The sequence below is a fragment of the Pseudoxanthomonas sp. UTMC 1351 genome (assembly GCF_040948865.1).
GTDB lineage: Bacteria > Pseudomonadota > Gammaproteobacteria > Xanthomonadales > Xanthomonadaceae > Pseudoxanthomonas_A.
The window spans coordinates 125,712-149,575 of sequence record NZ_JAVGJT010000006.1; the positions used below are offsets into that span (position 1 = coordinate 125,712).

Annotated in this window: 16 protein-coding genes; 15 read left to right on the forward strand and 1 reads right to left on the reverse strand. The window is 63.4% G+C overall.

What is annotated here, in order from left to right:
* The first annotated feature begins 105 nt into the window (after positions 1–105).
* Positions 106–1,824, forward strand: a complete 1,719-nt coding sequence (gene gspE, locus AB6O04_RS04545) for a type II secretion system ATPase GspE (protein ID WP_368562592.1) — start codon at positions 106–108, stop codon at positions 1,822–1,824.
* A gap of 386 nt (positions 1,825–2,210) precedes the next feature.
* Positions 2,211–4,049, forward strand: a complete 1,839-nt coding sequence (locus AB6O04_RS04550) for a family 43 glycosylhydrolase (RefSeq protein WP_368562594.1) — start codon at positions 2,211–2,213, stop codon at positions 4,047–4,049.
* A 231-nt stretch (positions 4,050–4,280) separates the two neighbouring features.
* Here AB6O04_RS04550 and AB6O04_RS04555 read toward each other — a convergent pair whose 3' ends face one another.
* Positions 4,281–10,010, reverse strand: a complete 5,730-nt coding sequence (locus AB6O04_RS04555; RefSeq protein WP_368562595.1) for an ESPR-type extended signal peptide-containing protein — start codon at positions 10,008–10,010, stop codon at positions 4,281–4,283.
* A 614-nt stretch (positions 10,011–10,624) separates the two neighbouring features.
* Here AB6O04_RS04555 and AB6O04_RS04560 point away from each other — a divergent pair.
* The 13 genes from AB6O04_RS04560 (at position 10,625) to AB6O04_RS04620 (ending at position 23,474) form a co-directional block, all read left to right on the forward strand.
* On the forward strand, positions 10,625–12,427 hold the full coding sequence (locus AB6O04_RS04560; protein ID WP_368562596.1) for a S8 family peptidase: 1,803 nt from the start codon (positions 10,625–10,627) through the stop codon (positions 12,425–12,427).
* A 126-nt stretch (positions 12,428–12,553) separates the two neighbouring features.
* The gene (locus AB6O04_RS04565; protein WP_368562597.1) at positions 12,554–13,771 is read left to right on the forward strand and encodes a type II secretion system F family protein; all 1,218 of its coding nucleotides are present in this window, start codon (positions 12,554–12,556) and stop codon (positions 13,769–13,771) included.
* Positions 13,772–13,870: 99 nt separating this feature from the next.
* Complete coding sequence (gene gspG, locus AB6O04_RS04570) at positions 13,871–14,305, forward strand: type II secretion system major pseudopilin GspG (RefSeq protein WP_368562598.1); 435 nt, start codon at positions 13,871–13,873, stop codon at positions 14,303–14,305.
* A gap of 198 nt (positions 14,306–14,503) precedes the next feature.
* Complete coding sequence (locus AB6O04_RS04575; RefSeq protein ID WP_368562868.1) at positions 14,504–14,962, forward strand: GspH/FimT family pseudopilin; 459 nt, start codon at positions 14,504–14,506, stop codon at positions 14,960–14,962.
* Positions 14,959–15,441 (forward strand): type II secretion system protein, encoded by a 483-nt coding sequence (locus AB6O04_RS04580; RefSeq protein WP_368562599.1) that lies wholly within the window; start codon positions 14,959–14,961, stop codon positions 15,439–15,441. The genes AB6O04_RS04575 and AB6O04_RS04580 overlap by 4 nt, the downstream gene beginning before the upstream one ends.
* Complete coding sequence (locus AB6O04_RS04585) at positions 15,438–16,085, forward strand: prepilin-type N-terminal cleavage/methylation domain-containing protein (RefSeq protein ID WP_368562600.1); 648 nt, start codon at positions 15,438–15,440, stop codon at positions 16,083–16,085. The genes AB6O04_RS04580 and AB6O04_RS04585 overlap by 4 nt, the downstream gene beginning before the upstream one ends.
* On the forward strand, positions 16,082–16,990 hold the full coding sequence (locus tag AB6O04_RS04590; protein WP_368562602.1) for a general secretion pathway protein GspK: 909 nt from the start codon (positions 16,082–16,084) through the stop codon (positions 16,988–16,990). The genes AB6O04_RS04585 and AB6O04_RS04590 overlap by 4 nt, the downstream gene beginning before the upstream one ends.
* The gene (locus tag AB6O04_RS04595; RefSeq protein ID WP_368562603.1) at positions 16,987–18,147 is read left to right on the forward strand and encodes a PilN domain-containing protein; all 1,161 of its coding nucleotides are present in this window, start codon (positions 16,987–16,989) and stop codon (positions 18,145–18,147) included. The genes AB6O04_RS04590 and AB6O04_RS04595 overlap by 4 nt, the downstream gene beginning before the upstream one ends.
* Positions 18,128–18,799, forward strand: coding sequence for a type II secretion system protein GspM (gspM, locus tag AB6O04_RS04600; protein ID WP_368562604.1), 672 nt, complete (start codon positions 18,128–18,130; stop codon positions 18,797–18,799). The genes AB6O04_RS04595 and gspM overlap by 20 nt, the downstream gene beginning before the upstream one ends.
* The gene (locus tag AB6O04_RS04605; protein ID WP_368562605.1) at positions 18,789–19,574 is read left to right on the forward strand and encodes a hypothetical protein; all 786 of its coding nucleotides are present in this window, start codon (positions 18,789–18,791) and stop codon (positions 19,572–19,574) included. Before gspM ends, AB6O04_RS04605 begins: the two co-directional genes overlap by 11 nt.
* A 9-nt stretch (positions 19,575–19,583) precedes the next feature.
* Positions 19,584–21,788, forward strand: a complete 2,205-nt coding sequence (gene gspD, locus AB6O04_RS04610) for a type II secretion system secretin GspD (RefSeq protein WP_368562606.1) — start codon at positions 19,584–19,586, stop codon at positions 21,786–21,788.
* A 17-nt stretch (positions 21,789–21,805) separates the two neighbouring features.
* Complete coding sequence (locus AB6O04_RS04615) at positions 21,806–22,633, forward strand: glycosyltransferase family 2 protein (protein ID WP_368562869.1); 828 nt, start codon at positions 21,806–21,808, stop codon at positions 22,631–22,633.
* A 1-nt stretch (position 22,634) separates the two neighbouring features.
* A complete protein-coding gene (locus tag AB6O04_RS04620) occupies positions 22,635–23,474 on the forward strand; it encodes a glycosyltransferase (protein WP_368562870.1) in 840 nt (279 codons plus the stop codon).
* The last annotated feature ends 390 nt before the right edge of the window (positions 23,475–23,864 follow it).

Genomic DNA, 23,864 nt, shown 5'->3' on the forward strand with positions numbered 1-23,864 from the left:
CGCGGCCGGATGCTTCCTAAATGATGAGCATCGGCCGTGCGCAGTGGACGCTACGCGGCCGCAACCGCGGACCTGCTAAAGTCGGCGCTCTTCGAGGAGACCGAAGTGAACACAGCCGTTCTGGAAACCGGTACCCCCGTTGGCACCGACGAACGCGTCGTCGACGCGCTATTGGCCAAGGGCCGCTTGAAGGAGGCCGACCTGGGTCGGGCGCGCCGCCTGCAAGAGGAAACCGGAGGCAGCTTGCTATCGCTGCTGTCGCGCCTGGGTTTGGTTTCCGAGCGCGATCACGCCGAAACCGCCGCCGAGGTGCTGGGGCTCCCGCTGGTCAGCGCGAAGGACGCGCCGGATGCGCCCCCGGAATCGGTGACGCTGTCGCTGCGCTTTCTCAAGCAGTTCCATCTCTGTCCCGTAGACGAGGACGAGTACCACATCGATGTGCTGATGGCCGACCCTCAGGACGGTTACGCGATAGATGCGGTGCAGTTGGCGACGGGGCGACAGGTGAGGCCCCGGGTGGCGCTGCGTTCGGAAATCGACGATTTGATCGAGCGCTATTACGGCCAGGGCCGCAGTGCGATGGGGGCGATCGTCGAGAACGCCGATGGCGAAACGGTCGGCGATATGGACGATGTCGAGCACCTGCGTGATCTGGCTTCCGAAGCGCCCGTTATTCGTCTGGTCAACCTGGTGATCCAGCGCGCAGTGGAACTGCGTGCTTCCGATGTTCACATCGAGCCTTTCGAAAACCGCCTGAAAGTGCGCTACCGCGTCGATGGTGTGCTGGAAGAAGGCGAAAGTCCGCCGGCCAATCTGACGGCGGCGGTGATCAGTCGCATCAAGATCATGGCCAAGCTCAATATCGCCGAACGCCGCCTGCCGCAGGACGGCCGCATCATGTTGCGGGTGCAGGGCAAGGAACTGGATTTGCGTGTTTCCACCGTGCCTACCGCGCACGGTGAATCCGTGGTGATGCGTCTGCTGGACCGCGAAACCGTGGTGTTCGACTTCAAGCGGCTGGGTTTCACCGATGCGTTCCTGCCGCAGTTCCAGAAGGTGCTGGAGCAGCCGCACGGTATTTTGCTGGTCACCGGTCCTACGGGCTCCGGAAAAACTACGACGCTCTACACCGCGTTGAGCAAGCTCAACACCAGCAACGTCAAGATCATCACCGTCGAAGATCCGGTGGAATACCAGATCGAAGGCATCAACCAGATCCAGGCCAAACCTCAGATCGGGTTGGATTTCGCCAATGCGCTGCGCAGCATCGTGCGCCAGGACCCCGACATCATCATGATCGGCGAAATGCGCGACCTGGAAACCGCGCGTATCGCGATCCAGTCGGCACTGACGGGTCACTTGGTGCTGTCCACGCTGCACACCAACAACGCAGCCGGCGGCATCACGCGCATGCTGGACATGGGCGTAGAGGATTATCTGTTGACCTCCACCGTCAACGGCATCCTGGCTCAGCGACTGGTTCGCAAATTGGAGCCCACCCACGCCGAACGCTATCCAGCCTCGCCGGAGGAAATCGAAAAATTCGGTTTGCGCCGGTTCCAGCCCGAGGGCGATATTTTCCTGTTCCGTCCGCGCGGTTCGGCCATCGCGCCCACGGGTTATCTGGGCCGCACCACCATCATCGAATTCCTGGTGATGAACGATGAACTGCGGCGCGCGGTGATGCGCCATGCCGGCATGGGCGAACTGGAACAACTCGCCCGCCAGTCCGGCATGCGCACCATGTACGAAGACGGCATCATCAAGGCTCTGGATGGTCAGACCACGATCGAGGAAGTGCTGCGGGTGACTGAGGACGCTTAATGGTCAGAGGTCAGAGGTGAGCGGTGAGCGGTGAGCGGGAAGAGCATTTCGCTTTTGCTCCCTTGACCAGCCATTCGGCTGTTAAAAAGCGTAAAAAGGGGGCTACGGGGGATTTGCTTTTGCTTTTGCTTTGAAGAGCAAAAGCAAATCCCCCTCAAATGCTTTTCAACCGCCGAATGGCGGGTCATCCCCCTCTACAAGGGGGAGGTAAAGCCACAGCGTTTCCCGTTTCCCGTTTCCCGTTTCCCGTTTCCCGCTTTTTTCGCTGCACTGCATCTTTCCCACGGACGCGCTCTGGGAAATACTCGCCATGAAATCGCTTTCAGAGGCGGGTCATGAGTGGGAACCGATGCAGGAATTGGGTGTGCGCAGTCGGACTATTGGCTATGAGCGGGCTTAGCACCACCACTCTGGCCAAACCCACACCAAAGCCGGAACCCGACAGCCGTACTTACGCCAACCCGGTCGATATCGACTACCGCTACAACTTCGAACAACTCAACGTCGGCATTTCCTATCGGACCGGCGCCGATCCGGTCATCGTCCGCCACGGCGACGCCTATTACCTGTTCCAGACACTGGCGGACGGGTATTGGCGTTCGACCAATCTCATCGACTGGACTTTCATTGCGCCTAACCGCTGGCCCTTCGAGAGCATGGTGGCGCCAACGGCAATCTCCGATGGCGATCGCCTGCTGCTGATGCAATCCATGTTCACGCCCGGCGCGGTGTTGGTGACGCGCGATCCCGAGCACGGCCAATTCGATTTCCTGACCCGAAAGCTACCGAAGCTGCCCAATTCGGTATCGCCGGGTCGGGACCGCGATCTGCTGCCTTGGCACATGGGCGAACCGCAGCCCGTGGCGATCCCGCCGGGCCCTTGGGATCCTGCGTTCTTCAAGGACGATGATGGGCGCTGGTATTTGTACTGGGGATCGTCCGACACCTTTCCACTCTATGGAATCGAGCTGGATATGCGCGAGGGCATGCGCTATATCGGAGAACCACGTGCACTGGTCGCGCTCGAACCTCAACGGCATGGCTGGGAACGTTTTGGCCAGGACCATCGCGGCGCCACGCTCGCCGACGGTAAACCAGCGGGTAACTACATCGAAGGTGCCTGGATGAACAAGGTGGGTGGCCGCTATTACCTGCAATACGGCGCGCCCGGCACTGAATACAACGCCTATGCGACCGGCGTCTACGTGGGCGACGATCCGTTGGGACCGTTTGAATACGCGCCGTACAATCCGGTCGGCTATAAACCCGGTGGTTTCGTCCAAGGTGCCGGCCATGGCTCCACGTTCCAGGATGCGCATGGCAACTGGTGGAACACCGGTACGCCGTGGCTCGGCTACAACTGGAACTTCGAGCGCCGCATCGCAATGTTCCCCGCGGCCTTTAGCGAGGACGGCCAGATGTCGGTGTCCACGCGTTTCGGCGATTTCCCGCACTACATCCCGGAAGGACCGAACGAAGATCCCGAACGATTGTTTACTGGCTGGATGTTGTTGTCGTACCGAAAGCCGGCGACCGCATCATCGACGCTGGAAAAATCCGGCGCGGAAAGCTTTGCTGCGGAGAATGTCACCGACGAGAATCCGCGTACTTTCTGGGTCGCTGGGGGTAATGAGGCGGGTCAAACGTTGACGCTCGATCTGGGTTCGGCCAAAACGCTGTGCGCCGTGCAGGTGAACTTCGCCGATTACCAGTCCGGGCGCTACGGCGATGCCGACGACGTCTATACCGAATTCGCGTTGCAATATTCGCGGGATGGAAAACAATGGCAGCCGTTGGCGGACACAGGCAAACAGCGGCGCGACCGGCCGAATGCCTATTTCCAGTTGCCATCGCCGGTACGTGCCCGCTATGTGCGTTACGTGCATGGACACGTGGGTGCCGCACATCTGGCGATCAGCGACGTGCGCGTGTTCGGCAACGCGGATGGAAAAGCGCCGGCCGCGCCGGCCGCCATCACGGCCGTGCGGGATGCCGATCCGCGGGCAGTGGCCGTGCGTTGGCGCGAGGTGTCCGGTGCGGTCGGTTACAACGTGCGATGGGGTGTCGCGCCGGACCGGTTGTATTCGACTTATCAGATCTTCGCCGACCAGGGCACACACTTGGAACTGCGTGCGCTGAATGTCGGCGTGAGCTATTTCGTGGCGGTCGAAGCTTTCGACGAGAACGGAGTATCCCGTTTGAGCAAGGTAGTCGCCGTTCCTTGAGGAAGGGTGCGATGGCATTCTCCGAGCAAACGTTGAGACGAGAATCGGCTCTACAGAAGAATGGATGAATTCCTTGTGGGAGCGACGTCAGTCGCGACCGGAAACATCAACGTCGCGACTGACGTCGCTCCCACAAGGATGCTCTGCCGACGTGATGGGTTGACAGTCAACATGGGATCTCGGGCAGCAGTAAGGCCAGGCGCTTGCCTGGCCCTGCCGTCGTACCCGCCGTTACAGATCGATACCAAAACCCACACCTGCCGACTTCTCGTCGCCACTGAACGCTCCGCCGATGCTGAACGACGCACGCTCGCCGATGGGTTTGGCATAGCCAACCGACAGCGCGTTCTCACCGTTCTGCCAGCCTGCGCCCACTGCCACGCGTCCGCGCGGACTGCGGCTGCCGGCGGCGTTGATCGCCATGTTCAGCATGGCCGAGCTCATGGCGCCCATCTTGTCCAATCGCTGATCCTGCTGCGAGAAGCGGCGGTCGACGTCGTTGCGGAACGCATTGAAGTCGTCTTCCAGCGCCAGCACCTTGAAATCGGTGTAGGCGTTGGCGCTGGTCAGCGTCTGTGTGGCGGCGTTGTCGGCGTAAGCCTGCGCGTTGCTGAGCGTGGCAGCATCCCCGGCGTCGGCATAACCGGACGCGGCGGCGGGGACATCGCCCTCCGCGTTCGCGGCCGCCTGCTGGGTGGTGTGAGCCGGATCGGAGGAAGCGCCCGCCGTTGCGGAACTTGCATTGCTGGTGTTTTGGCCGCTCTGCGAAGCGTTGCTGTTTGCCGCCACCCGGGCCTGACTGCTTTGTGCAGGTGGCGATGCCGCGGCACCGCTTGCGGTATCAAACTTGCCGAACAATTCGGTCAGTTTGGCATCGACAGCGGTGAACGCCGCACCGACGTTGTTGTAGGCATTGCCTTGAATCGAATAACTCGGTGCGATGAAGACGCCACCGGAGAAGCCCGCGCCTCCGCCCAGCGCGCTCGCCACGAAGCTGACCTGCGACAGATTCACCGCATCCGTCGCTTCGGTGGCCGCCGCCACGTTGACGATCTGCCGCTCACTGCCGGTGTCGCCTACCGAGACGCTGTCGGCGCGGTCGCTCCACGAATTGGCGCCGATTGCCACGCTGTTGTTGGCTTCCGCTACCGCGTTGGCACCCAGCGCCACGCTGTCGTCGCCATCGGCGTAGCTGTTGTGGCCCAGTGCGGTGCTGTACTCGCCGGTGGCCCACGCGCCATTGCCGAACGCCGATCCACCGGTGCCAGTGGCGCGGGTGTTGATGAGCCCAAAGAAAGTCGTGCCGCCTACGGCAGTGCTTTCCTCGCCTACCGCGGCAGCGCCTTCACCGACCGCCGTCGCGCCGCTTCCGGTGGCGCTGGCGCCATAGCCAAGGGCTGAAGAAAAGTCGCCGCTTGCACTGCTGTAGCCGCCCACGGTGGTGGAAGCCAGCCCGGAGGCATCGCTGCGGAAACCCACCGCAGTGGCCTGCGTGTCCGATGCGCTGGCCTCGGTACCCAGCGCGGTGGAATACGCACCGGAGGCGTTGGCGCCGGCACCCGTCGCGGTCGCACCGATCTCGCTGGCTAGCGCACCGGCACCGAGAGCGGTCGCGTCTTCTCCGCTGGCTTCCGTGCTGGCGTAGACCGGGTTGCCGTCTTCATCAACCACCGGATTGCCCTCGTTGTCGAATAGCTGGCGTTGTCCGCCTATCGCCGTGGCACCCGCTCCGGTGGCTTGTGCCGCCGAACCATTGGCGACGCTGTTATCGCCGCTGGCAACGGAATTGAAGCCGTTCGCGGTGCTGTATTCGCCCAATGCGAAAGCACCCGACCCCGTAGCGGTCGCGCCCGTGCCTTCGGCGAGACTCGCCGAACCGGATGCAGTCGCGTAATCGCCCGAAGCGACCGCGTCATCCGTGCCGTCGTCGGCGCCACTGGCTTTGAAGTAACGCGCATCGGCGGTGGCATCCTGCAATTGATCCAGATTCACCGCATCGGTGCCTTCGGTGCCGGCGGCCACGTTGGCGATCTGACGCTCACCTCCGGCAATGCCGACCGACACCGTGTTCTCACGATCGGCTATCGAATCGCCGCCGATAGCGACGCTGTTGTCGGCCATCGCCGAGGCAAGGTTGCCGAGCGCGATGGAATTGAAGCCGGGCGAGTACGCACCGCCGCCGACGGCAACCGAATAGTCGCCAGAGGCTTCAGTCGGCAGCAGGCCGAAGAACGCACCGCCTACCGCGACGCTGTTGTTGCCGCTGGCGATCGAATTGGAGCCCAACGCAGTGGTATCGAAGTTGCTGGCTACTGCGCCAAAACCCAACGCTGTCGCGCTATCCGAAGTGGCCTCGGCGCCATATCCAAAGGCTGACGCACCAAAACCTGATGCGCTGCTATAGCCGCCGACGCTGGTACCGGCAATGCCCGCGGCATCGCTGCGGAAACCCACTGCGGTGGCCTGCGTGTCCGATGCGCTGGCCTCGGTACCCAGCGCGGTGGAATACGCACCAGCGGCGTTGGCGCCGGCACCCGTCGCGGTCGCACCGATCTCGCTGGCTACCGCACCGGCACCGAGAGCGGTCGCGTCTTCTCCGCTGGCTTCCGTGCTGGCGTAGACCGGGTTGCCGTCCTCGTCAAGAATCGGATTGCCTTCATCATCGAACAGCTGGCGTTGTCCGCCGATAGCGGTCGATCCTGCGCCCGTGGCCTGCGCCATCGAACCATTGGCGACGCTGTTGTCGCCGCTGGCAACGGAATTGAAACCCGTCGCAGTGCTGTACTCGCCCAATGCGAAAGCACCCGACCCCGTAGCGGTCGCGCCCGTGCCTTCGGCCAGGCTCGCCGAACCGGATGCAGTCGCATAATCGCCCGAAGCGACCGCGTCATCCGTGCCGTCGTCGGCACCGTTGGCTTTGAAATAACGCGCATCGGCGGTTGCATCCTGCAATTGATCCAGGTTCACCGCATCGGTGCCTTCCGTGCCGGCGGCGACGTTGACGATTTGGCGCTCATCTCCGGCGCTGCCGACGGAAACCGTGTCGTCGCGGTCGGCTACCGAATTGGCGCCCAATGCCACGCTGTTGTCGCTGAAAGCGCTGCTGTAATAACCCACCGCGGTGCTGTTGTCGCCGCTGGCCCAGGTTTCCGCTCCCAGCGCCGTCGCGTTGTCGCCCGGTGCGTAGGAGAAAAAGCCGAGCGCCGTGCTTTCGAGTCCCGACGCCTCCGCCAGGCTGCCGGCCGCCGTGCTGTAGTCGCCGGCCGCAATGGCACCCGCACCAAACGCCGCTGAACTCAATCCGCTGGCCCGGGTGTAGACCAGGATGCCAAGGCCGGGAATAAGATCGGCCGGTCCGCCGACCGCCACGCTGTAGTCGCCAGTCGCGCCGCTGGCATGGCCGAAGCTCGAAGCGTACTCGCCCGTGGCGACGCTGCCGTAGCCGAAAGCTGAACTCGATGCGCCGCTGGCTTCGCTGAGCACGCCGAAAGCGGAACTTCCAAGGGCGGATGCCAAGCTGCCTGAGCCGACTGCCGTCGCTCCGAGGCCCGAGGCCACCGTGTTGACGGTGATCGGGTTGCCGTCAGCGTCGAAGGCATCCACTTGTCCGCCGATGGCGATACTGGAAGTACCACTGGCTTCCGCCGCCGAACCATTGGCGACGCTGTTGTCGCCGCTGGCAACGGAATTGAAACCGGTCGCGGTGCTGTATTCGCCCAATGCGAAAGCGCCAGAACCCGTAGCGGTTGCGCCCGTGCCCTCCGCCAGACTCGCCGAACCCGATGCAGTCGCGTAGTCGCCCGAAGCGACCGCATCATCGCTGCCGTCGTCGGCGCCACTGGCTTTGAAGTAACGCGCATCGGCGGTGGCATCCTGCAATTGATCCAGATTCACCGCATCGGTGCTTTCGGTGCCGGCGGCCACGTTGGCGATCTGGCGCTCGTTGCCTTCGCCGCCGACCGAAACGGTGTCTTCCCGATCGGCCACCGAATCCCCGCCGATGGCGACGCTGTTGTCGGCGATTGCCGAAGCGAGATTGCCGAGTGCGACCGCGTTGAACGCAGGCGTATACGCGCCGCCACCGACCGCGACGGAGAAGTTGCCGGAAGCTTCGGTCGGCAACAGGCCGAACAACGCACCACCTACCGCGACGCTGTTGTTGCCGCTGGCGATCGAATTGGAGCCTAGCGCGGTGGTATCGAAGTTGCTGGCTACTGCGCCAAAACCCAACGCTGTCGCGCTATCCGAAGTGGCCTCGGCGCCATATCCAAAGGCTGACGCACCAAAACCTGATGCGCTGCTATAGCCGCCGACGCTGGTACCGGCAATGCCCGCGGCATCGCTGCGAAAACCCACTGCGGTGGCCTGCGTATCCGACGCGCTGGCCTCGGTCCCCAGCGCAGTGGAATACGCGCCGGAGGCATTGGCGCCAGCACCGGTCGCGGTCGCACCGATCTCGCTGGCTACCGCACCGGCACCGAGAGCGGTCGCGTCTTCTCCGCTGGCTTCCGTGCTGGCGTAGACCGGGTTGCCGTCCTCGTCAAGAATCGGATTGCCTTCATCATCGAACAGCTGGCGCTGTCCGCCTATCGCCGTAGCACTAGCTCCGGTGGCTTGCGCCATCGAACCATTGGCGACGCTGTTGTCGCCGCTGGCGACCGAATTGAAACCTGTGGCGTTGCTGTACTCGCCCAATGCGAAAGCACCCGAACCCGTAGCGGTCGCGCCCGTGCCTTCGGCGAGACTCGCCGAACCGGATGCAGTCGCGTAATCGCCCGAAGCGACCGCGTCATCCGTGCCGTCGTCGGCACCGTTGGCTTTGAAATAACGCGCATCGGCCGTGGCATCCTGCAATTGATCCAGGTTCACTGCATCGGTGCCTTCCGTGCCGGCGGCGACGTTTGCGATCTGGCGTTCGTTGCCTTCGCTGCCTATCGATACCGTGTTTTCCCGATCGGCCACCGAATCGCCGCCGATGGCTACGCTGTTGTCGGCGATTGCCGAAGCGAGATTGCCGAAGGCGCTGGCATTGACGCCCGCCGCCCACGCACCGCCGCCGACTGCTGTGGAAAAATCGCCTGATGCTTCGGTCGGCAACAAGCCGAGCAACGTCCCACCGACCGCTACGCTGTTGTAACCACTTGAGATCGCGCCTGATCCCAGCGCGGTGCTATCGCCGCCGCTCGCCTCGGCGCCATAGCCGAAGGCCGCGTCGAAGTCGCCGAACGCCTGGCTGTAGCCGCCAAATGCTGATGACGCCACACCGGATGCCGCGCTGTTATGGCCGGCGGAAATCGACTGGAGCCCGGAAGCCGAAGATCCATTGCCGAACGCCGAGGAGAACGCGCCGGTCGCGGCGCTGCCGTTGCCGATAGCGGTCGCCGAAGCGCCGGACGCTTCGCTGCGATAACCCACAGCAGTGGATGCATCGCCCGACGCAATCGATTCGGTACCCACGGCAGTGCTGTTGCCGCCGTCGGCTTCGCTGTAACTACCGACGGCAATAGCGCCTTGGCGGCTGGCTTGGCTTTGATAGCCCAACGCGGTGGCGTTCGTGCCGGTGGCTTCGGCGTAACCGCCGACAGCGGTGGCGCCGGTCTTGTTGGCAACGCTCTTGTAGCCGACCGCGACGGCATTGCGTCCGGAAGCGTCCACGCCATCTCCGCAGGAAACCGCGTTTTCGCCCGGTTTGCCGTCGACGATCGGACGGTCCTTGGCATCTACACAGTAAGCCGCATTTGCACCGTTCTTCTTTTGCTGCTGCGGATGGTCCTTGTCGTACGCTTCCACCGATGCGGTCGAGAATGCGCCGCAGACTGCCAGCGTCAATGCGGCGATGCCGACGCGCTGGCCAGTGCGCCGGGTGGTGCCGGTGCTGCCGTGCGAGCGCTTCGCGAATTCGGATGCGACAACCAGCATGCCGAGAGACCGATTCCAAACCTTGCTGTAGATCCTGTTCATGATTTACGTCCTTCGCGTTGGGTGTTCGGGGGAATGCGACGACGCCCAGCTCCTTGCGGAGTCGGGACGGTTTCGTAACGGATTTCAGGAAGTGGTGCGGCGATCCGCGCGGCAGTGAATCGCACGCAACAGGTGAGGGCACGCGAAGTCTTCCGGCCCGGGGAAGGCTGGAGACGACGCAAACGGGGAGACAAGGGGAAAGATAAAACGGGAACGGGAATTCCGCCCTTCCATCGAAGCGCAGCCGAATGGATACGCGAGGTATCGCAAGCGAACCAGTGAAGAAAAAGTGGCACTACCGACCGCGTCCCGCATCCGTTTCCCCTTCCCCAAGGTGATGCCAACAACTCCGTGTCACTCAACACTACATGCGCGCAGTAGCATTTGCGAGCGGATTTGCTACGTTAGGCGTGTCGGTACTTCGCAGCTGTTTTTAAGGGGTTAACAGCGTGTCAACGTAATGTGTAAGTCGCGTGAAGATCCGGCGTTGTAGGTGAACAGAGATACCTGATCATGTTGCATGAAGTGGGGCGTGCAAGTGTTTGAACCATGACGTTTTGGTGCGCAGACACGTGCGCTTTTTTTCTTTTCCTGTCAGACACGGAGTATGTCAAGTGAATCCTCAGAAGCTCAGTAACCGCAAGCATGTGCATGTTGTGTTCTCCGCCATAGCCGTCGGCTTGGCCATCGCCGGAGCCAGCGCGGTTGCGCTGGGTGGCGAGGCCAGCACCGCGGGCTTGCAGAATGGGGGAAGCTACGACCGCTTCATCGTGAAATACCGTGACGGCAGCGAGGCAAGCGCCAGTGCCGCCACGTTGCAACGTTCCTTGGCTTCGGCGGTTTCCGGTGCCGGCTTGGGCGCAACGGCCAAGGGGCGCTCCGCCGTCGCCGCCACCAAGCTCCGCCGATTGGCGATCGGTGCCGAGGTCATTCGCACCTCGCGCAAGCTCGATCGCGTGGAAGCAGAGAGTCTGCTTCGGCAGCTCGCCGCAGATCCGAATGTGGCCTATGCGGAGGTCGACGCGCGTCGCACGCGCAACCTGGTGCCAAACGATACCTACTACGCTCAGTATCAATGGCATTTCCAGGATCCGGTCGGCGGCATCAACCTGCCCGCAGCCTGGGATAAAGCGACGGGCGCCGGAGTGGTAGTGGCCGTGATCGATACCGGCATCACGCCGCATACCGACCTGGACGCCAACATACTGCGGGGCTACGACTTCATCAGCGACACGTTCGTTTCGCGCGACGGCGATCTTCGCGATGCCAACCCGCTGGACGAGGGCGACTGGAATCCGGTAGCCGACGAGTGTTATCCAGGATCCCCGGTCCAGGACAGCAGCTGGCACGGCACGCATGTGAGCGGTACTGTCGCCGAGGTCACCAACAACGCCAAAGGCATGGCCGGCGCCGCCTTCAATGCCAAGGTCGTGCCGGTACGCGCATTGGGTCGCTGCGGCGGCTACACCTCTGACATTTCCGATGCGGTGATCTGGGCTTCGGGTGGCACCGTGGCAGGCATACCCGCCAACGCCAATCCCGCGGAAGTCATCAACCTCAGCCTGGGAGGCAGCGGCGCTTGTAGCCAGACCGAGCAGGCTGCGTTCGATATCGCGCTGGCCAATGGTTCCACCGTGGTGGTGGCCGCTGGCAACGACGCCGACGATGCAGGCGACTATTCGCCTGCCAGCTGCGACGGTGTGATTGCGGTGGCGGCGACACGCATCACTGGCGGCATTACCTCCTATTCCAACTACGGATCCGTCGTGGACATTTCCGCGCCGGGAGGCGGTGGCAGCGTGGATGGGAATCCCGGTGGCTATGTCTGGTCCGCCGGCAACGCGGGCACCACGGTTCCCACCACCGAGACGTATTTCGGCATGGGCGGAACGTCGATGGCTTCGCCGCACGTGGCAGCCGTTGTTGCATTGATGCAGAGCGTTGCCGAAACGCCGCTGACGCCCGCGCAAGTGTTGTCGACACTGAAGGCGACCGCGCGTCCATTCCCGGTGGCGCCGCCGGCGAACCGGCCGATCGGCGCAGGCATCGTCAATGCATCGGCGGCCGTCGATGCGGTGCTGGGTGGTGAACCACCCACGGCAACCCCATTGACCAACAATGTCGCAGTGGGCGGCAACACGGGTGCGAAGAACGCGGAGATCAAGTACGCGCTGGTGGTTCCCGCGGGTGCCACGCAACTGTCGTTCATCAGTTTCGGCGGCAAGGGCAACGCCGATCTTTACGTGAAGTTCGGAAGCGAGGCCAGTAGCGGGAGTTACGATTTCCGCTCAGCTCGGCCGGGCAACAACGAAATGGTGAATATCGCCAATCCCCAGGCCGGCACCTACTACGTAACACTGGTAGGGAAGACAAAGTTCAGCAACGTCAGCATCAGGGGCAGCTTCACCGCCCCGTAAGCACTCTCGATGAGATTGGCCCCGCCTCCGTACTCCGGGGGCGGGGATTGTGCAGGAAGCACGACGCCCATGGCGCAGGCACTTGGTTCTGCGGTAGTTTGGCGTCCCTTGTCCGCGAGAGTCCGCATGCCGCTGTACCGCTACAAGGCCCTGAATCCGCGCGGTGAAGTCATGGATGGCCAGATGGAGGCCGCCAGCGACACCGAGGTCGTGTCGCGACTGCAGGAGCAAGGCCATTTGCCGGTCGAAACCAAATTGGCGGCCGAAGCCGGCGGCGTCGGAAACTGGCGCAGGCTGTTCCAGCCCAATGCTTTCAGCGGCGACCGGCTGGTGCAGTTCACTCAGCAGTTGGCGACGCTGCTCGGTGCCGGGCAACCGCTGGACCGTTCGCTGTCCATCCTGCTCGATCTGCCGGAGGACCCGAAAGCCAAAGGCGTGCTGACCGATATCCGCGATGCGGTGCGCGGCGGTGCGCCGTTGTCGGCGGCGCTGGATCGCCAGCACGGCATCTTTTCCCGGCTTTACATCAACATGGTGCGCGCGGGCGAGGCTGGCGGCAGCCTGCATGACACGTTGCAACGGTTGGCCGATTACCTGGAGCGCAGCCGTGCCTTGAAGGGACGGGTGATCAACGCGTTGATCTACCCCGCCATCCTGGTAGTCGTGGTCGGCTTCGCGCTGCTGTTCCTGATGGGTTACGTGGTGCCGCAGTTCGCGCTGATGTACGAGAGTCTGGATGTGGAGCTGCCGTGGTTTACCCGCGGCGTGCTGGCGCTGGGCTTGTTCGTGCGCGACTGGTGGTTCCTGTTGGTGGGAGTGCCGGCGCTGGCGGGGTGGTGGTTCGACCGCAAGCGGCGTGACCAGGCGTTCCGCGACCGTTTCGATAAACGGCTGCTGGAATTCAACTTCATCGGTTCATTGATCGCCAAGCTGGAAACCGCACGACTCGCGCGCACCCTGGGCACGCTGTTGAAGAACGGGGTGCCGCTACTGAGCGCGCTGGGCATTTCCCGGAATGTGCTGGGCAATCGGGCGTTGTCCGCCGATGTGGAAGCCGCCGCCGAAGATGTCAAGAACGGTCACGGTTTGTCGTCGTCGCTGGCGAAGGGAAAGCGGTTTCCGCGTTTGGCGTTGCAGATGATCCAGGTGGGCGAGGAATCCGGCGCGCTGGACAGCATGCTGCTGAAAACCGCCGATACGTTCGAACGCGAAACCGCCCAGGCGATGGATCGCATGCTGGCCGCCCTGGTGCCGCTGATTACCTTGGTCTTGGCGACCGTCGTGGGGTTGGTCATCATTGCGGTGCTGGTGCCCTTGTACGATCTGACCAACGCCATCGGTTGAGGCCGTGGACGCGGCGGACGGGTATCTTGGTCACGGCGGCAGAACAAATTGTTCAGTAGCTCACGCTCACACTATCGAGATTCAACAAGGACCCCCGCGATGCGCCTTTCCCGCTCTTTGACCCGTTCGCCGTCCCCCGCTGCCCAAAGTGGCATGAGCCTGCTGGAGATCATCATCGTGATCGTCCTGATCGGCGCGGTGCTCACGCTGGTGGGCAGCCGGGTGCTGGGCGGCGCGGATCGCGGCAAGGCCAATCTGGCCAAATCGCAAATCCAGACACTGTCCGGCAAGGTGGAAAATTATCAGTTGGACACGGGTCGACTTCCCAGTCAGCTGGACGACCTGGTGACCCAGCCCGGTGGCGCGGCCGGTTGGTTGGGTCCGTACGCAAAATCGTCCGAGCTGAAGGACCCCTGGGGCAACGATATTCAGTATCGCGTGCCTGGCGAGTCGCAGTCGTATGATCTGCTTAGCCTGGGCAGGGATGGCAAGCCTGGCGGCGACAGCGTTGATGCCGACATCAAGAACGAGTGACAGTGCAGGCGAGCGAACGGGTATTGGCCGTGCGCGCCGGATCGATTCCATGGAATGGTATCGGGAACAGCAGATAAAGGCATGCGTTTGGCAGAAGCGCCACAGTTGAATTCCGGATTGGGCGGGTGCGCTTTGAGTGCATTGGCTTGGAATGTGCGCGCCCGCAATAAGCATGCTTTCGCCAGGCAAGCCCCTTCGCTGAGGCGCGTACGTGGCGTCTCGTTGCTTGAGATGCTGCTGGTGGTGGCTTTGATCGCCATTGCCAGCACTTTGGCGGCGATGGTGCTGACCGGTGGATTGAACGGCATGCGACTGCGAACCGAGGCGAAGGAAATCGCGGCGGAGCTCCGCTACACGCGTGCGCAAGCGCTCGCCACCGGACGGCCGCAACGTTTCACCATTGACCCGCAGGCGCGCCGCTGGCAGGCGCCCAACGATCATCGCGGCACGATTTCAGAATCGCTGGACATCCAGTTCACCGGCGCCCGGCAGGCACAGGCGCGAGCGGGCGAAGGCGGCATTCTTTTTTTCCATGATGGCGGCTCTACGGGTGGCCGCGTGCGCCTGAGTGCAAAGAGCGCGTCGTGGGTGGTGGACGTGGGTTGGTTGACCGGCGAAGTGCGGGTGATGCGCGATTCTGTCGGAGCCGCGCCATGAGCTCCGCGACGAATGGCCTGACGAGCAGCTTTTCTCGCCAGCAACGTGCTCGTCCACGGCCCGCCCGCCAGCAGCGGGGCTTCACTTTGATCGAAGTCATCGTGGCATTCGCGCTGTTGGCCTTGGCGCTGACGCTGCTGCTGGGTACGTTGTCCGGTGCTGCCCGGCAGATACGCGCGGCGGATGATGCCAGCCGTGCCAGTTTGCACGCGCAATCGCTGTTTTCGCAGCTGGGTGTCGTCGAAGTCTTGCAGCCGGGTCATAGCGAAGGCGAGTTCGAAGAAGGCCGGTATCGCTGGTCCTTGGATATCGCGCCGTACACCGATCCCCTGGTGCCCGGCGCGGTGATCGATCCGTCTGGGTCGCGGCTGCTGGAATTGCAATTGGTCGTACGTTGGGGCGAGGCCGCCGGCCAGGCGCAGCGGTGGCAGACCTTGCGGCTGGCGCCGCACGATCCCAACCAATCGGCATTGCCATGAGTCGGCACGCGCGTGGTTTCACCCTGATCGAAGTCCTGCTGGCCACGGTGTTGTTGGCAGCGGGACTGGCGCTGGCGTTCGCCACACTCCGTGCTTCCACGACGATGGTCGGCCGTGGCGAAGCCATCGCGCAGCGCAATGAACGCATGCGCGCGGTCGAAGGTTTCCTGCGCCAGCGGCTGGCGTCGGCGCAACCGATCGTGTTCGCCACCGATCCGGCTAACTTGCGGCAATCGCGTTTTGCCGGTGGACCACAACGCATGCGCTTCGTCGCCGATCTTCCCGATTATCTCGGCCGTGGCGGTCCCTATCTGCACGATCTCTCCGTCGATGCCGATGGTCGGTTGTCGATCGCATTCTCCATAGTGCAACCCGGCAACACGCGCACCTTGGATGAAGTAGCGGGCGCGGATCCGGAGCGATTGGCCGATCGCATGAAGGCGGTGCGTTTCCGGTACCGGGGACTGGACCAGGAAAATCGGCTCGGCGAGTGGCAGGACAGTTGGAACAATGTCGAAGTACTGCCATTGCAGGTGGCGGTGGAATTGCAGTCCGACGACGGCAGGCATTGGCCGCCCATGATCGTCACTCTCGCCCGCAGTGAAGGCGGGGCGGGCTTCGAACCTCCCCCGGAAGCGCTATGAAAGGCGCGACGCGGGCTGCATGCCGAGCGCAGCAGGATGGTCAACAGGTTCTGAGAAAACCGCAGCATGGCGCGGCTCTGTTGCTGGTGCTTTGGCTGGTGGCGTTGCTGACCGCATTGATCGGCGCTTTCGCGCTGACGGCGCGAGTGGAAGCCATGCAGGGCCGCGTTGTCAGCCGCGGCGCGGTGGCGCAGGAAGTAGCGCGCGCCGGCGTCGAATACGCGCTGGTGCGGCTGGCGGACAGCCGCCCCGAAACGCGCTGGCTACCTGACGGTCGTTCTTATCGCTGGCCGTATGCAGGCAGCACATTGGAGATAAACATTGTCGACGAGACCGGCAAGGTCGATCTCAATCAGGCTGAACACCCCTTGCTCTCCCAGTTGATGCAGGCAGTGGGAGTACCGCGCGAACAAGCCGAACAGCTGGCGGCGGCGATCGTCGACTGGCGTGACCCGGATCCGTTGACTCAGCCAACGGGCGGTGCGGAAGACCCCGACTATGCGTCGGCGGGCCTGGAATACGGTGCCAAGGATGCGGCATTCGAAACGGTGGCTGAAGTGGAGCAGGTGCTGGGAATGACGCCGGAAATCTATGCGCTGGTGGCGCCTTACCTCACTCTCTATTCGGGCCGCGTAATGCCCGATACGACCTATGCGCCCGCCGCGGTATTGACCGCGATGGGCCAGGATCCTGTCCAATGGCTGCAGCAGCGGCAGACGGCGGGCGTCGCCGGGCAGAACCAACTCGTAGGCTCCGGCAGCGGCACGTATAGTATCGAGAGCCGCGCAACGCTGGCGGAAGGACGAGAAGCAGTATTACGGACAGTGGTGCGGGCAGGCGGCAATCCCATGTTGGGGTCTGCCTACACGGTACTGCGTTGGGAGGAGGGGGCGACACCACAATGAGTAGTCTGCGCGATAGCATCGATTGGTTCCGTTCCCACGTGGGGCCGGGGCCGCGCAGTTTTCTGGCGTGGTGGTCGGATGCGTTGGCGTCCTGGTTGCCGCTGCGCTGGCGGGTGCTGCTGGGGCTTACGCAGGACCGCTTGCTGATCCAGCGATTGGATAACGAACTCCAGCTGCGTTGGGAGGAAGCTCATCAAATGCGCGACATCGCGCAGGTTCCTGCACCTGTGACCAGCGAAGAGCTGCAGGCCTTGTTGAGCCGCCGCTTGGCGGAACTGCCGCGCTGGTTGCTGTTGCCCGTGGATAGCGTGTTGCATCGACGGTTGCTGCTGCCCGCGGCGGCAGCCGAACGCCTGCGTGATGTGGTGCGATTCGAGTTGGATCGGCAGACCCCGTTCACGGCCGACCAAGTGTGCTTCGACGCGCGCATTCTTGAGCGCCGCGAAGATGGGCAGCTGGAAACCGAACTCGTGGTCGTACCGCGCGCTCGTTTCGACGTGGCGCTGCAGGCCCTGGAGCCGCTCTCCGCCGACCTGGTGGGCGTTGATGTCGCCGGCTCCGACGGCCAGCCGATGGGTGTCAACCTGCTGCCGTCCGAGTTGCGTCGCGCGGGCCGTGCCGCGCATCGCGGTCTGCATTGGGGGCTGGCGTCTGCGGCTGTGTTAGCTCTTGCGTTCGCGGGCTGGCAAATGCTGGACAACCGCCGTGCGGCGGCAGATGCGTTCGAGGCGCAAATGGAAAGCCGTTCGGCGGAAGCGCGGCGCGTGTCGGCCAAGCGTCAGCAACTGGTCGAATTGACTCAGGGCGCTATCACCTTGGATCAGGCGCGCGCCAGTCGCCCCACCACGGTGGAAGTGCTGGAGGAGGTCACTCGCCGCCTGCCCGACAACACATATCTGGAGAAGCTTTCCATCGAAGGCCAACGTCTGTTGCTGATCGGTCTCAGTCCTGAAGCCTCAGGCCTGGTTGCTCGCCTGCAGGATTCTCCGCTCTGGCGAAACCCGGCGCTTAGCGGCGCCCTGCAACCGGATTCGCGCAGTCGCCTGGACCGGTTCACCATGACGGCCGAACTGATTGGCACCTCCGCGGCCGCAGCGCCAGCGCCTTCCGCAACGCCCGCACCGGCAGGAGACGCCAGTGGCGCGAGCAATCGCTAAGCGGGACCGTTGGTTGGCGCTGGGACTGCTGCTGGCGGTCCTGGCATTGGCCTATCTGGTGCTGGTGCATCCGTGGTGGACCTCGCCAATGCTGGAAACCAATGAACGCATCGCCGCACTGCGCGAACGCGACCTGCGCATGCGCACGCAGCTGCGACAAGCACCGCAGATCGAGCGCTTGCTGGGCGAAGCGATTGCGCAACAGGCGCAGCGCCCCGGATTCCTGCCCGAACCCACGGTGGAACTGGCGACCGCGGGCTTGGTGCAGCGGCTGGAAGCCGTAGTCAAAGAGGCCAGCCCAGGCAACCGCAGTTGCGCCATCAGCAATCAATCGCCCCTGTCGCTGCCCGGCCGAGATGCGCTTACGCGGGTGACCGTGCAGGTGCGGCTGCGTTGCGGCACGCCGGAACTGGCATCCGTGCTGCACCAACTGGAATCCGGCAGCCCGCGGTTGTTTATCGACAATTTCAACGTGCTCGCCCAACGCTACGCTTACATGGCGGCGGTGGAAGGCGGCGCGGGTGGGTTGGATATCAGTTTCGATCTTTATGGCTTTCTGAAGCCGTCAGGCGTCGCCGCGACCGGTGAGGGCGCAGGAGCATCCCCTTCAGGAACCGCTGCGCCGGCGCCGGGAGACGAACGTGCGCCCTGACGCTTTCGGTCCGCGGACGTGGTTGCTGGCGGTGGTCGCCGGTTGGGCGGTGCTGTTGGCGCTGTTGGCGCTCTTCGGCCTGGCTGGCCGCATTACGCCCATGGCGGACGATCCGGCGCTGGTGCAGGCGCTGCCCAAGCTGACGGCGCCTGCGCCGGAACGGCTGGGCCCCTTGAGCCAGTACGCGGACATTGCCGCCCGCCCGTTGTTCTCGGAAAACCGGCAGCCGCAACCGTTCTACATTGCGGGCAAGGAGGAGGCCTCCGCCGCTCCAGCGAGTTTCGACTGGGTGCTGAGCAGCGTGCTGATTACGCCGCAGGTGAAGCTGGCCATTCTGCAAACCCCGCAGGGAGGCGAGGGCGTCCGCGTGAAATTGGGCGAAGAGCTTACCGGGCAATCAGGATGGCGGCTGGCGGAACTGCAGCCGCGCAGCGCCGTGTTCGAAGGGCCAGGGGGCCGCCGTGCGTTGGAGTTGCGGGTATTCGACGGCAGCGGCGGCGTTCCACCTACGCAGGTGAGGGCTGCCACGCCGCCGGTAACGCCGCCGGGTGCCGCGCGGGTCACCGGAGGAGCCGCGGTGCCGACGCCCATGGCACCCAACGCGCCCGCAACGGCGCAGAATCAGCCACCCGATCCGCCGCCGGCGCCGCCCCAGAGCACCGAAGAACAGATGGAAGCCATCCGCAAACGCATCGAAGCGCGCCGTGCCCAGATGCGTCAGCAGCAGGCTCAGCCCACCCCACCGCCGCCGACAGCGCCGGACAAGACCCAGTAGAGAGCAGGCATGAACCTACGCGTGATTTTGATTTCCCTATGCGTCGGGCTGCTGGCGGCCTGCGCCACCACGCCCGCGCCCGACATACGGCGGGGCGGCACTCAACAGCCTGGCAGCGGAGAGGCCCAGCCCGGTACGGCGCAGACCTTGCCCATGGCCACTTCGGAAGAACCGCAAAGCGGGCCGCAGGCGGTGATACGCCGCGGTAGCGGGCAGATGATCAACCGCAGCGCCGCTGCCGCGCCGCTGCCTTCGCTGGCGAACGCCCGCACAGGCACGGCGACCTTCAATTTCGAAGGCGAATCGCTGCACGCCGTGGTCAAAGCCATCCTGGGCGACATGTTGGGACAGAACTACGTCATCGCACCGGGCGTGCAAGGCACCGTGACCTACACGACTTCCAAGCCGGTATCTCCGGCTGAGGCGCTGAGCGTGCTGGAGCAGGTGCTCAGCTGGAACAACGCGCGCATGGTGTACAGCGACGGCCGCTACAGCATCGTGCCCAACGAGCAGAACCTGAGCGGCTCGGTGGCTCCGCGCACCGGCGCTCCCGCCAACGCGCGCGGCTACGAAGTGCGAGTGGTGCCGCTGCGTTTCATTTCCGCTAGCGAGATGAAGAAGGTGCTGGAGCCGTACGCTCGCGCCAACGCCATCGTCAACATCGATCCCGCCCGCAATGTGATCACGCTGGCCGGCACCCGCTCGGAGTTGGAAAACTACCTGCGCACGGTGGAGATCTTCGACGTGGATTGGCTTGCCGGCATGTCAGTGGGCGTGTTCCCCTTGCAGAGCAGTCGCGCCACCAAGGTAGTCGCCGATCTGGAAAAGGTCTTTGGCGAGAACAGCAAGACGCCCAGCGCCGGCATGTTCCGCTTCATGCCGCTGGAAGGCGCCAACGCGGTGCTGGTGATCACGCCGCAAGCCGCCTATTTGGACGATATCCAGGAATGGATGGAACGCATCGATGGTTCCGGTGAAGGCGCGCGCCTGTTCTCCTACGAGCTGAAGTACATCAAAGCCAAGGAGCTGGCACAGCGATTGGCGGAAGTGTTCGGTGGCGGTAGTGGCGGTTCTGGCCGCGATACTGGCGGCCCCGGCAACGTGTCACTGATGCCGGGCACAGATCCGGTACAGATCAACGACGGCGGCATGGATGGCCGCAACAGCAGTGTCGACTTCGGTGGTTCGGGCGGCGGCTCAGGCGGCAGTGGTGGTGGCCTGGGTGGTGGCTCGCTGTCGCTGGGTCCGCGCGAAGGCGGCGGCAGCGGCAGCGTCACACTGGAGGTCGACGGCAATCGTGTCGGCGTATCGGCGGTGGAAGAAACCAATACGCTGCTGGTGCGCTCCACCGCGTCGGCCTGGAAGTCGATCCAGGACGTGGTGGAGAAACTCGATGTGATGCCAATGCAGGTGCACATTGAGGCGCAGATCGCCGAGGTCACGTTGTCTGGCGAGCTGAGTTACGGCGTGAACTGGTATTTCGAGCGCGCAGTGACCGATGCTGGACTGCCCGATGCGGTAAATCGCACGACCTGGAGCGGATTGGCTGGCAATGTCAGCGGCAGCCAGGTGGGCGGCGTGGCCCCCGGTTTCAGCTGGACCTTCCTGGGCCGCAATGCGGCAGCGATTATCTCGGCGCTGGATCAGGTCTCCGATGTGCGCCTGCTGCAGACACCCTCCATATTCGTGCGTAACAACGCCGAAGCCACGTTGAACGTCGGTAGCCGGATTCCGATCAATTCGGTCAACGTCAATCCTGGCAGCAACACCGATACCACCTACAGCCAGGTGCAGTATCTGGATACCGGCGTCATCTTGAAGGTGCGTCCACGCGTCACCAAGGACGGCATGGTATTCCTGGATATCGTGCAGGAAGTGAGTTCGCCTAGCGGGGATCGTGATGCGAACGGAAACCGATCCATCAATACACGGCGCATGAAGACCGAAGCCGCCGTGCAGGCGGGCGACACGGTGATGCTGGCAGGTCTGATCGATGATAGCGCCGTCAAGGGTTCGACCGGATTTCCCGGCTTGAGCCGGTTACCGATCATCGGTGCATTGTTTGGGCGGCAGAGTGTCAATAACCGGCGCAATGAAACGATCATCCTGCTGACCCCCACCATCGTCCGTAACCCGTTGGAAGCGCGCAATCTGACCGACGAATACGGCCAGCGCTTCCGCGCCCTGGAACCCTTGCGCGCGCCGAAGAAGTGAGCGAACGGCCGGCCTCCATACTGCCTGTCGTCCTGTTGCCAGTCGGTGTCGACGACGATGCATTGGATGCCTGCCTGGGCGCATTGGAAGCCGGAACGCCAGCAGGCACCCGCGTGTGGCTGGCCGACGATGCGCAAGCCGGTCCACGCGGATTGGCCATCATCGAGCGCTGGCTGAAACGCACCTGCTTGCAAGCCAATTACACACGCCGGCCGCGCATGGCCGGCGAAGTCGCGCATCTGGACGAGATGTTGGCCGCCTGCGCCGATGCCGACGTCGTGGTGTTGGCGCCGGATGCCCAACCATTGCCGGGTTGGTTGCAGCAACTCGGTGCTTGTCTGGCGCGTGATGCCGCTATCGCGACTGCCACCCCATGGTGCAACGCGGGCGAATCGGCAGCATGGCCTCGTTTGGGTGAGGTTTCCTCACCACCCATGGATTTCCTCCGCACCGCGCAAGCCTGCGCCGCAATGCCGCCATTGCACCCGGAGCTACCGGCGGCGGTCGCGCATGCGGTCGCGTTGCGCGGCAGTGCACGCCAGAAGGTCGGCGGCCTGGATGCGAGCAGCTACGGCTCCTGGTACGCCGCGCTGATCGACCTTTCGTTGCGTTTAGCCGGGCTGGGTTGGCGCAACGTGCTGTGCGAGACCGCATTCGTCGCGCGTGGTGGCGAGGGCCGGCCCGCAGATGGCGACATGGATGCGATCAACGCGCGTTGGCCGGCCTGGCACCCGCGCTTGGCGGGCTTCCTGATGAACGATCCGCTGCGCCAGCCGCGTGAACGGCTGGGCGCGTTGTATGCCGAAATAGGATCGCCGGAGCCGCAGCGTGAACTCTTCCACTGATCTGGGCGCGGTGGCGGTAGCCGCCATCGTGGTTACTCACGAAAGCGCCTCCACTATTGACGAATGCTTGATGCGACTGCGCGTGGCGCATGATGTCGCCGAGATTCGCGTTATCGACAACGCCTCCGAGGATGGCACGCTGGACATCGTGCAACGCCACGCGGTGTCCGATTCACGCGTACGCTTCGTCGCCAATCCTGACAACCCCGGCTTTGCGGTGGGCTGCAATCAGGGCGCGAAAGATACGCAATCACCGTGGCTTGCCTTCATCAATCCTGACTTGCTGGTCGAGCCCGATACCTTGTCGCGACTGCGCGCGCATGCTGAAAACTTTGGCGATGCGTTGCTGGGCGTCGACCTGGTCGACGAGGCAGGTGTCCGCGACGTGGCCGCGCGCCGCCGCGATCCTGATTTTGCAGCGATGCTGACGTCACCTGCCGCGGCGTCGCGCCTGGGTGTGCCTGTGGACGACAGTGTGCGCTTGCAGCCGGTTGATGCGGTGTCCGGCGCACTGATGCTGATGCCGCGCAGCTTGTTCGATCGGCTGCAAGGCTTGGATGAAGGCTACCGCCTGCATGCCGAAGACATGGATATCTGTCGCCGCGCGCGCCAAGTCGGTGCTGTCGTGGCGGTCGCCAATGACATCCGGGTGGTGCATATTCGCGGTGTTTCCAGTCGCGCCCGTCCGGTGTTTGTTGAATGGCACAAGCATCGTGGGTTATGGCGCTACTTCGGTAAGTTCGAGGCTGGGCAGCGTAGTTGGTTTACGCGTGCGGGGGTGTTTGGCGTTATTTGGGCGCATTTTTTGGCGGTTTGTGCTGCGCGGTTGCTTCGCCGCTGATCGACCGTGGCGTCATCCGCTATCCGTCATCCGTCATCCGTCATCCGTCATCCGTCATCCGTCATCCCGGCGTATGCCGGGACCCAGTGCCTTGGCTTATACCTTGACTAGATGTCTTGGTTTTAGTTGACGTAAGGTCGCCGGACGGTAGGTTCGCTGTTGAATAGGCTCATCGGGCTGGGTGGGAAGGTTAGGCGGCTGATGTGGAGATACAAAAAGAAAAAACGCCGGTGGTGTGACCGGCGTTTTTCTGTTTTTGTCTGTTGATTCAATAGTCAGCAGCAAAGCTAACAGCTAACAGCTAACAGCTAACAGCTAACAGCTAACAGCTAACAGCTAACAGCTAACAGCTAACAGCTAACAGCAACGGCGCTGGACCCCGGCCTGCGC

What these genes read in the sequence shown, in the direction of transcription:
- gspG (WP_368562598.1), top strand. Translation starts at nt 13,871, where the DNA reads ATGCGCCTTTCCCGCTCTTTGACCCGTTCGCCGTCCCCCGCTGCCCAA.
- AB6O04_RS04580 (WP_368562599.1), top strand. Translation starts at nt 14,959, where the DNA reads ATGAGCTCCGCGACGAATGGCCTGACGAGCAGCTTTTCTCGCCAGCAA.
- AB6O04_RS04595 (WP_368562603.1), top strand. Translation starts at nt 16,987, where the DNA reads ATGAGTAGTCTGCGCGATAGCATCGATTGGTTCCGTTCCCACGTGGGG.
- AB6O04_RS04565 (WP_368562597.1), top strand. Translation starts at nt 12,554, where the DNA reads ATGCCGCTGTACCGCTACAAGGCCCTGAATCCGCGCGGTGAAGTCATG.
- AB6O04_RS04550 (WP_368562594.1), top strand. Translation starts at nt 2,211, where the DNA reads ATGAGCGGGCTTAGCACCACCACTCTGGCCAAACCCACACCAAAGCCG.
- AB6O04_RS04590 (WP_368562602.1), top strand. Translation starts at nt 16,082, where the DNA reads ATGAAAGGCGCGACGCGGGCTGCATGCCGAGCGCAGCAGGATGGTCAA.
- AB6O04_RS04585 (WP_368562600.1), top strand. Translation starts at nt 15,438, where the DNA reads ATGAGTCGGCACGCGCGTGGTTTCACCCTGATCGAAGTCCTGCTGGCC.
- AB6O04_RS04555 (WP_368562595.1), bottom strand. Translation starts at nt 10,010, where the DNA reads ATGAACAGGATCTACAGCAAGGTTTGGAATCGGTCTCTCGGCATGCTG.
- gspD (WP_368562606.1), top strand. Translation starts at nt 19,584, where the DNA reads ATGAACCTACGCGTGATTTTGATTTCCCTATGCGTCGGGCTGCTGGCG.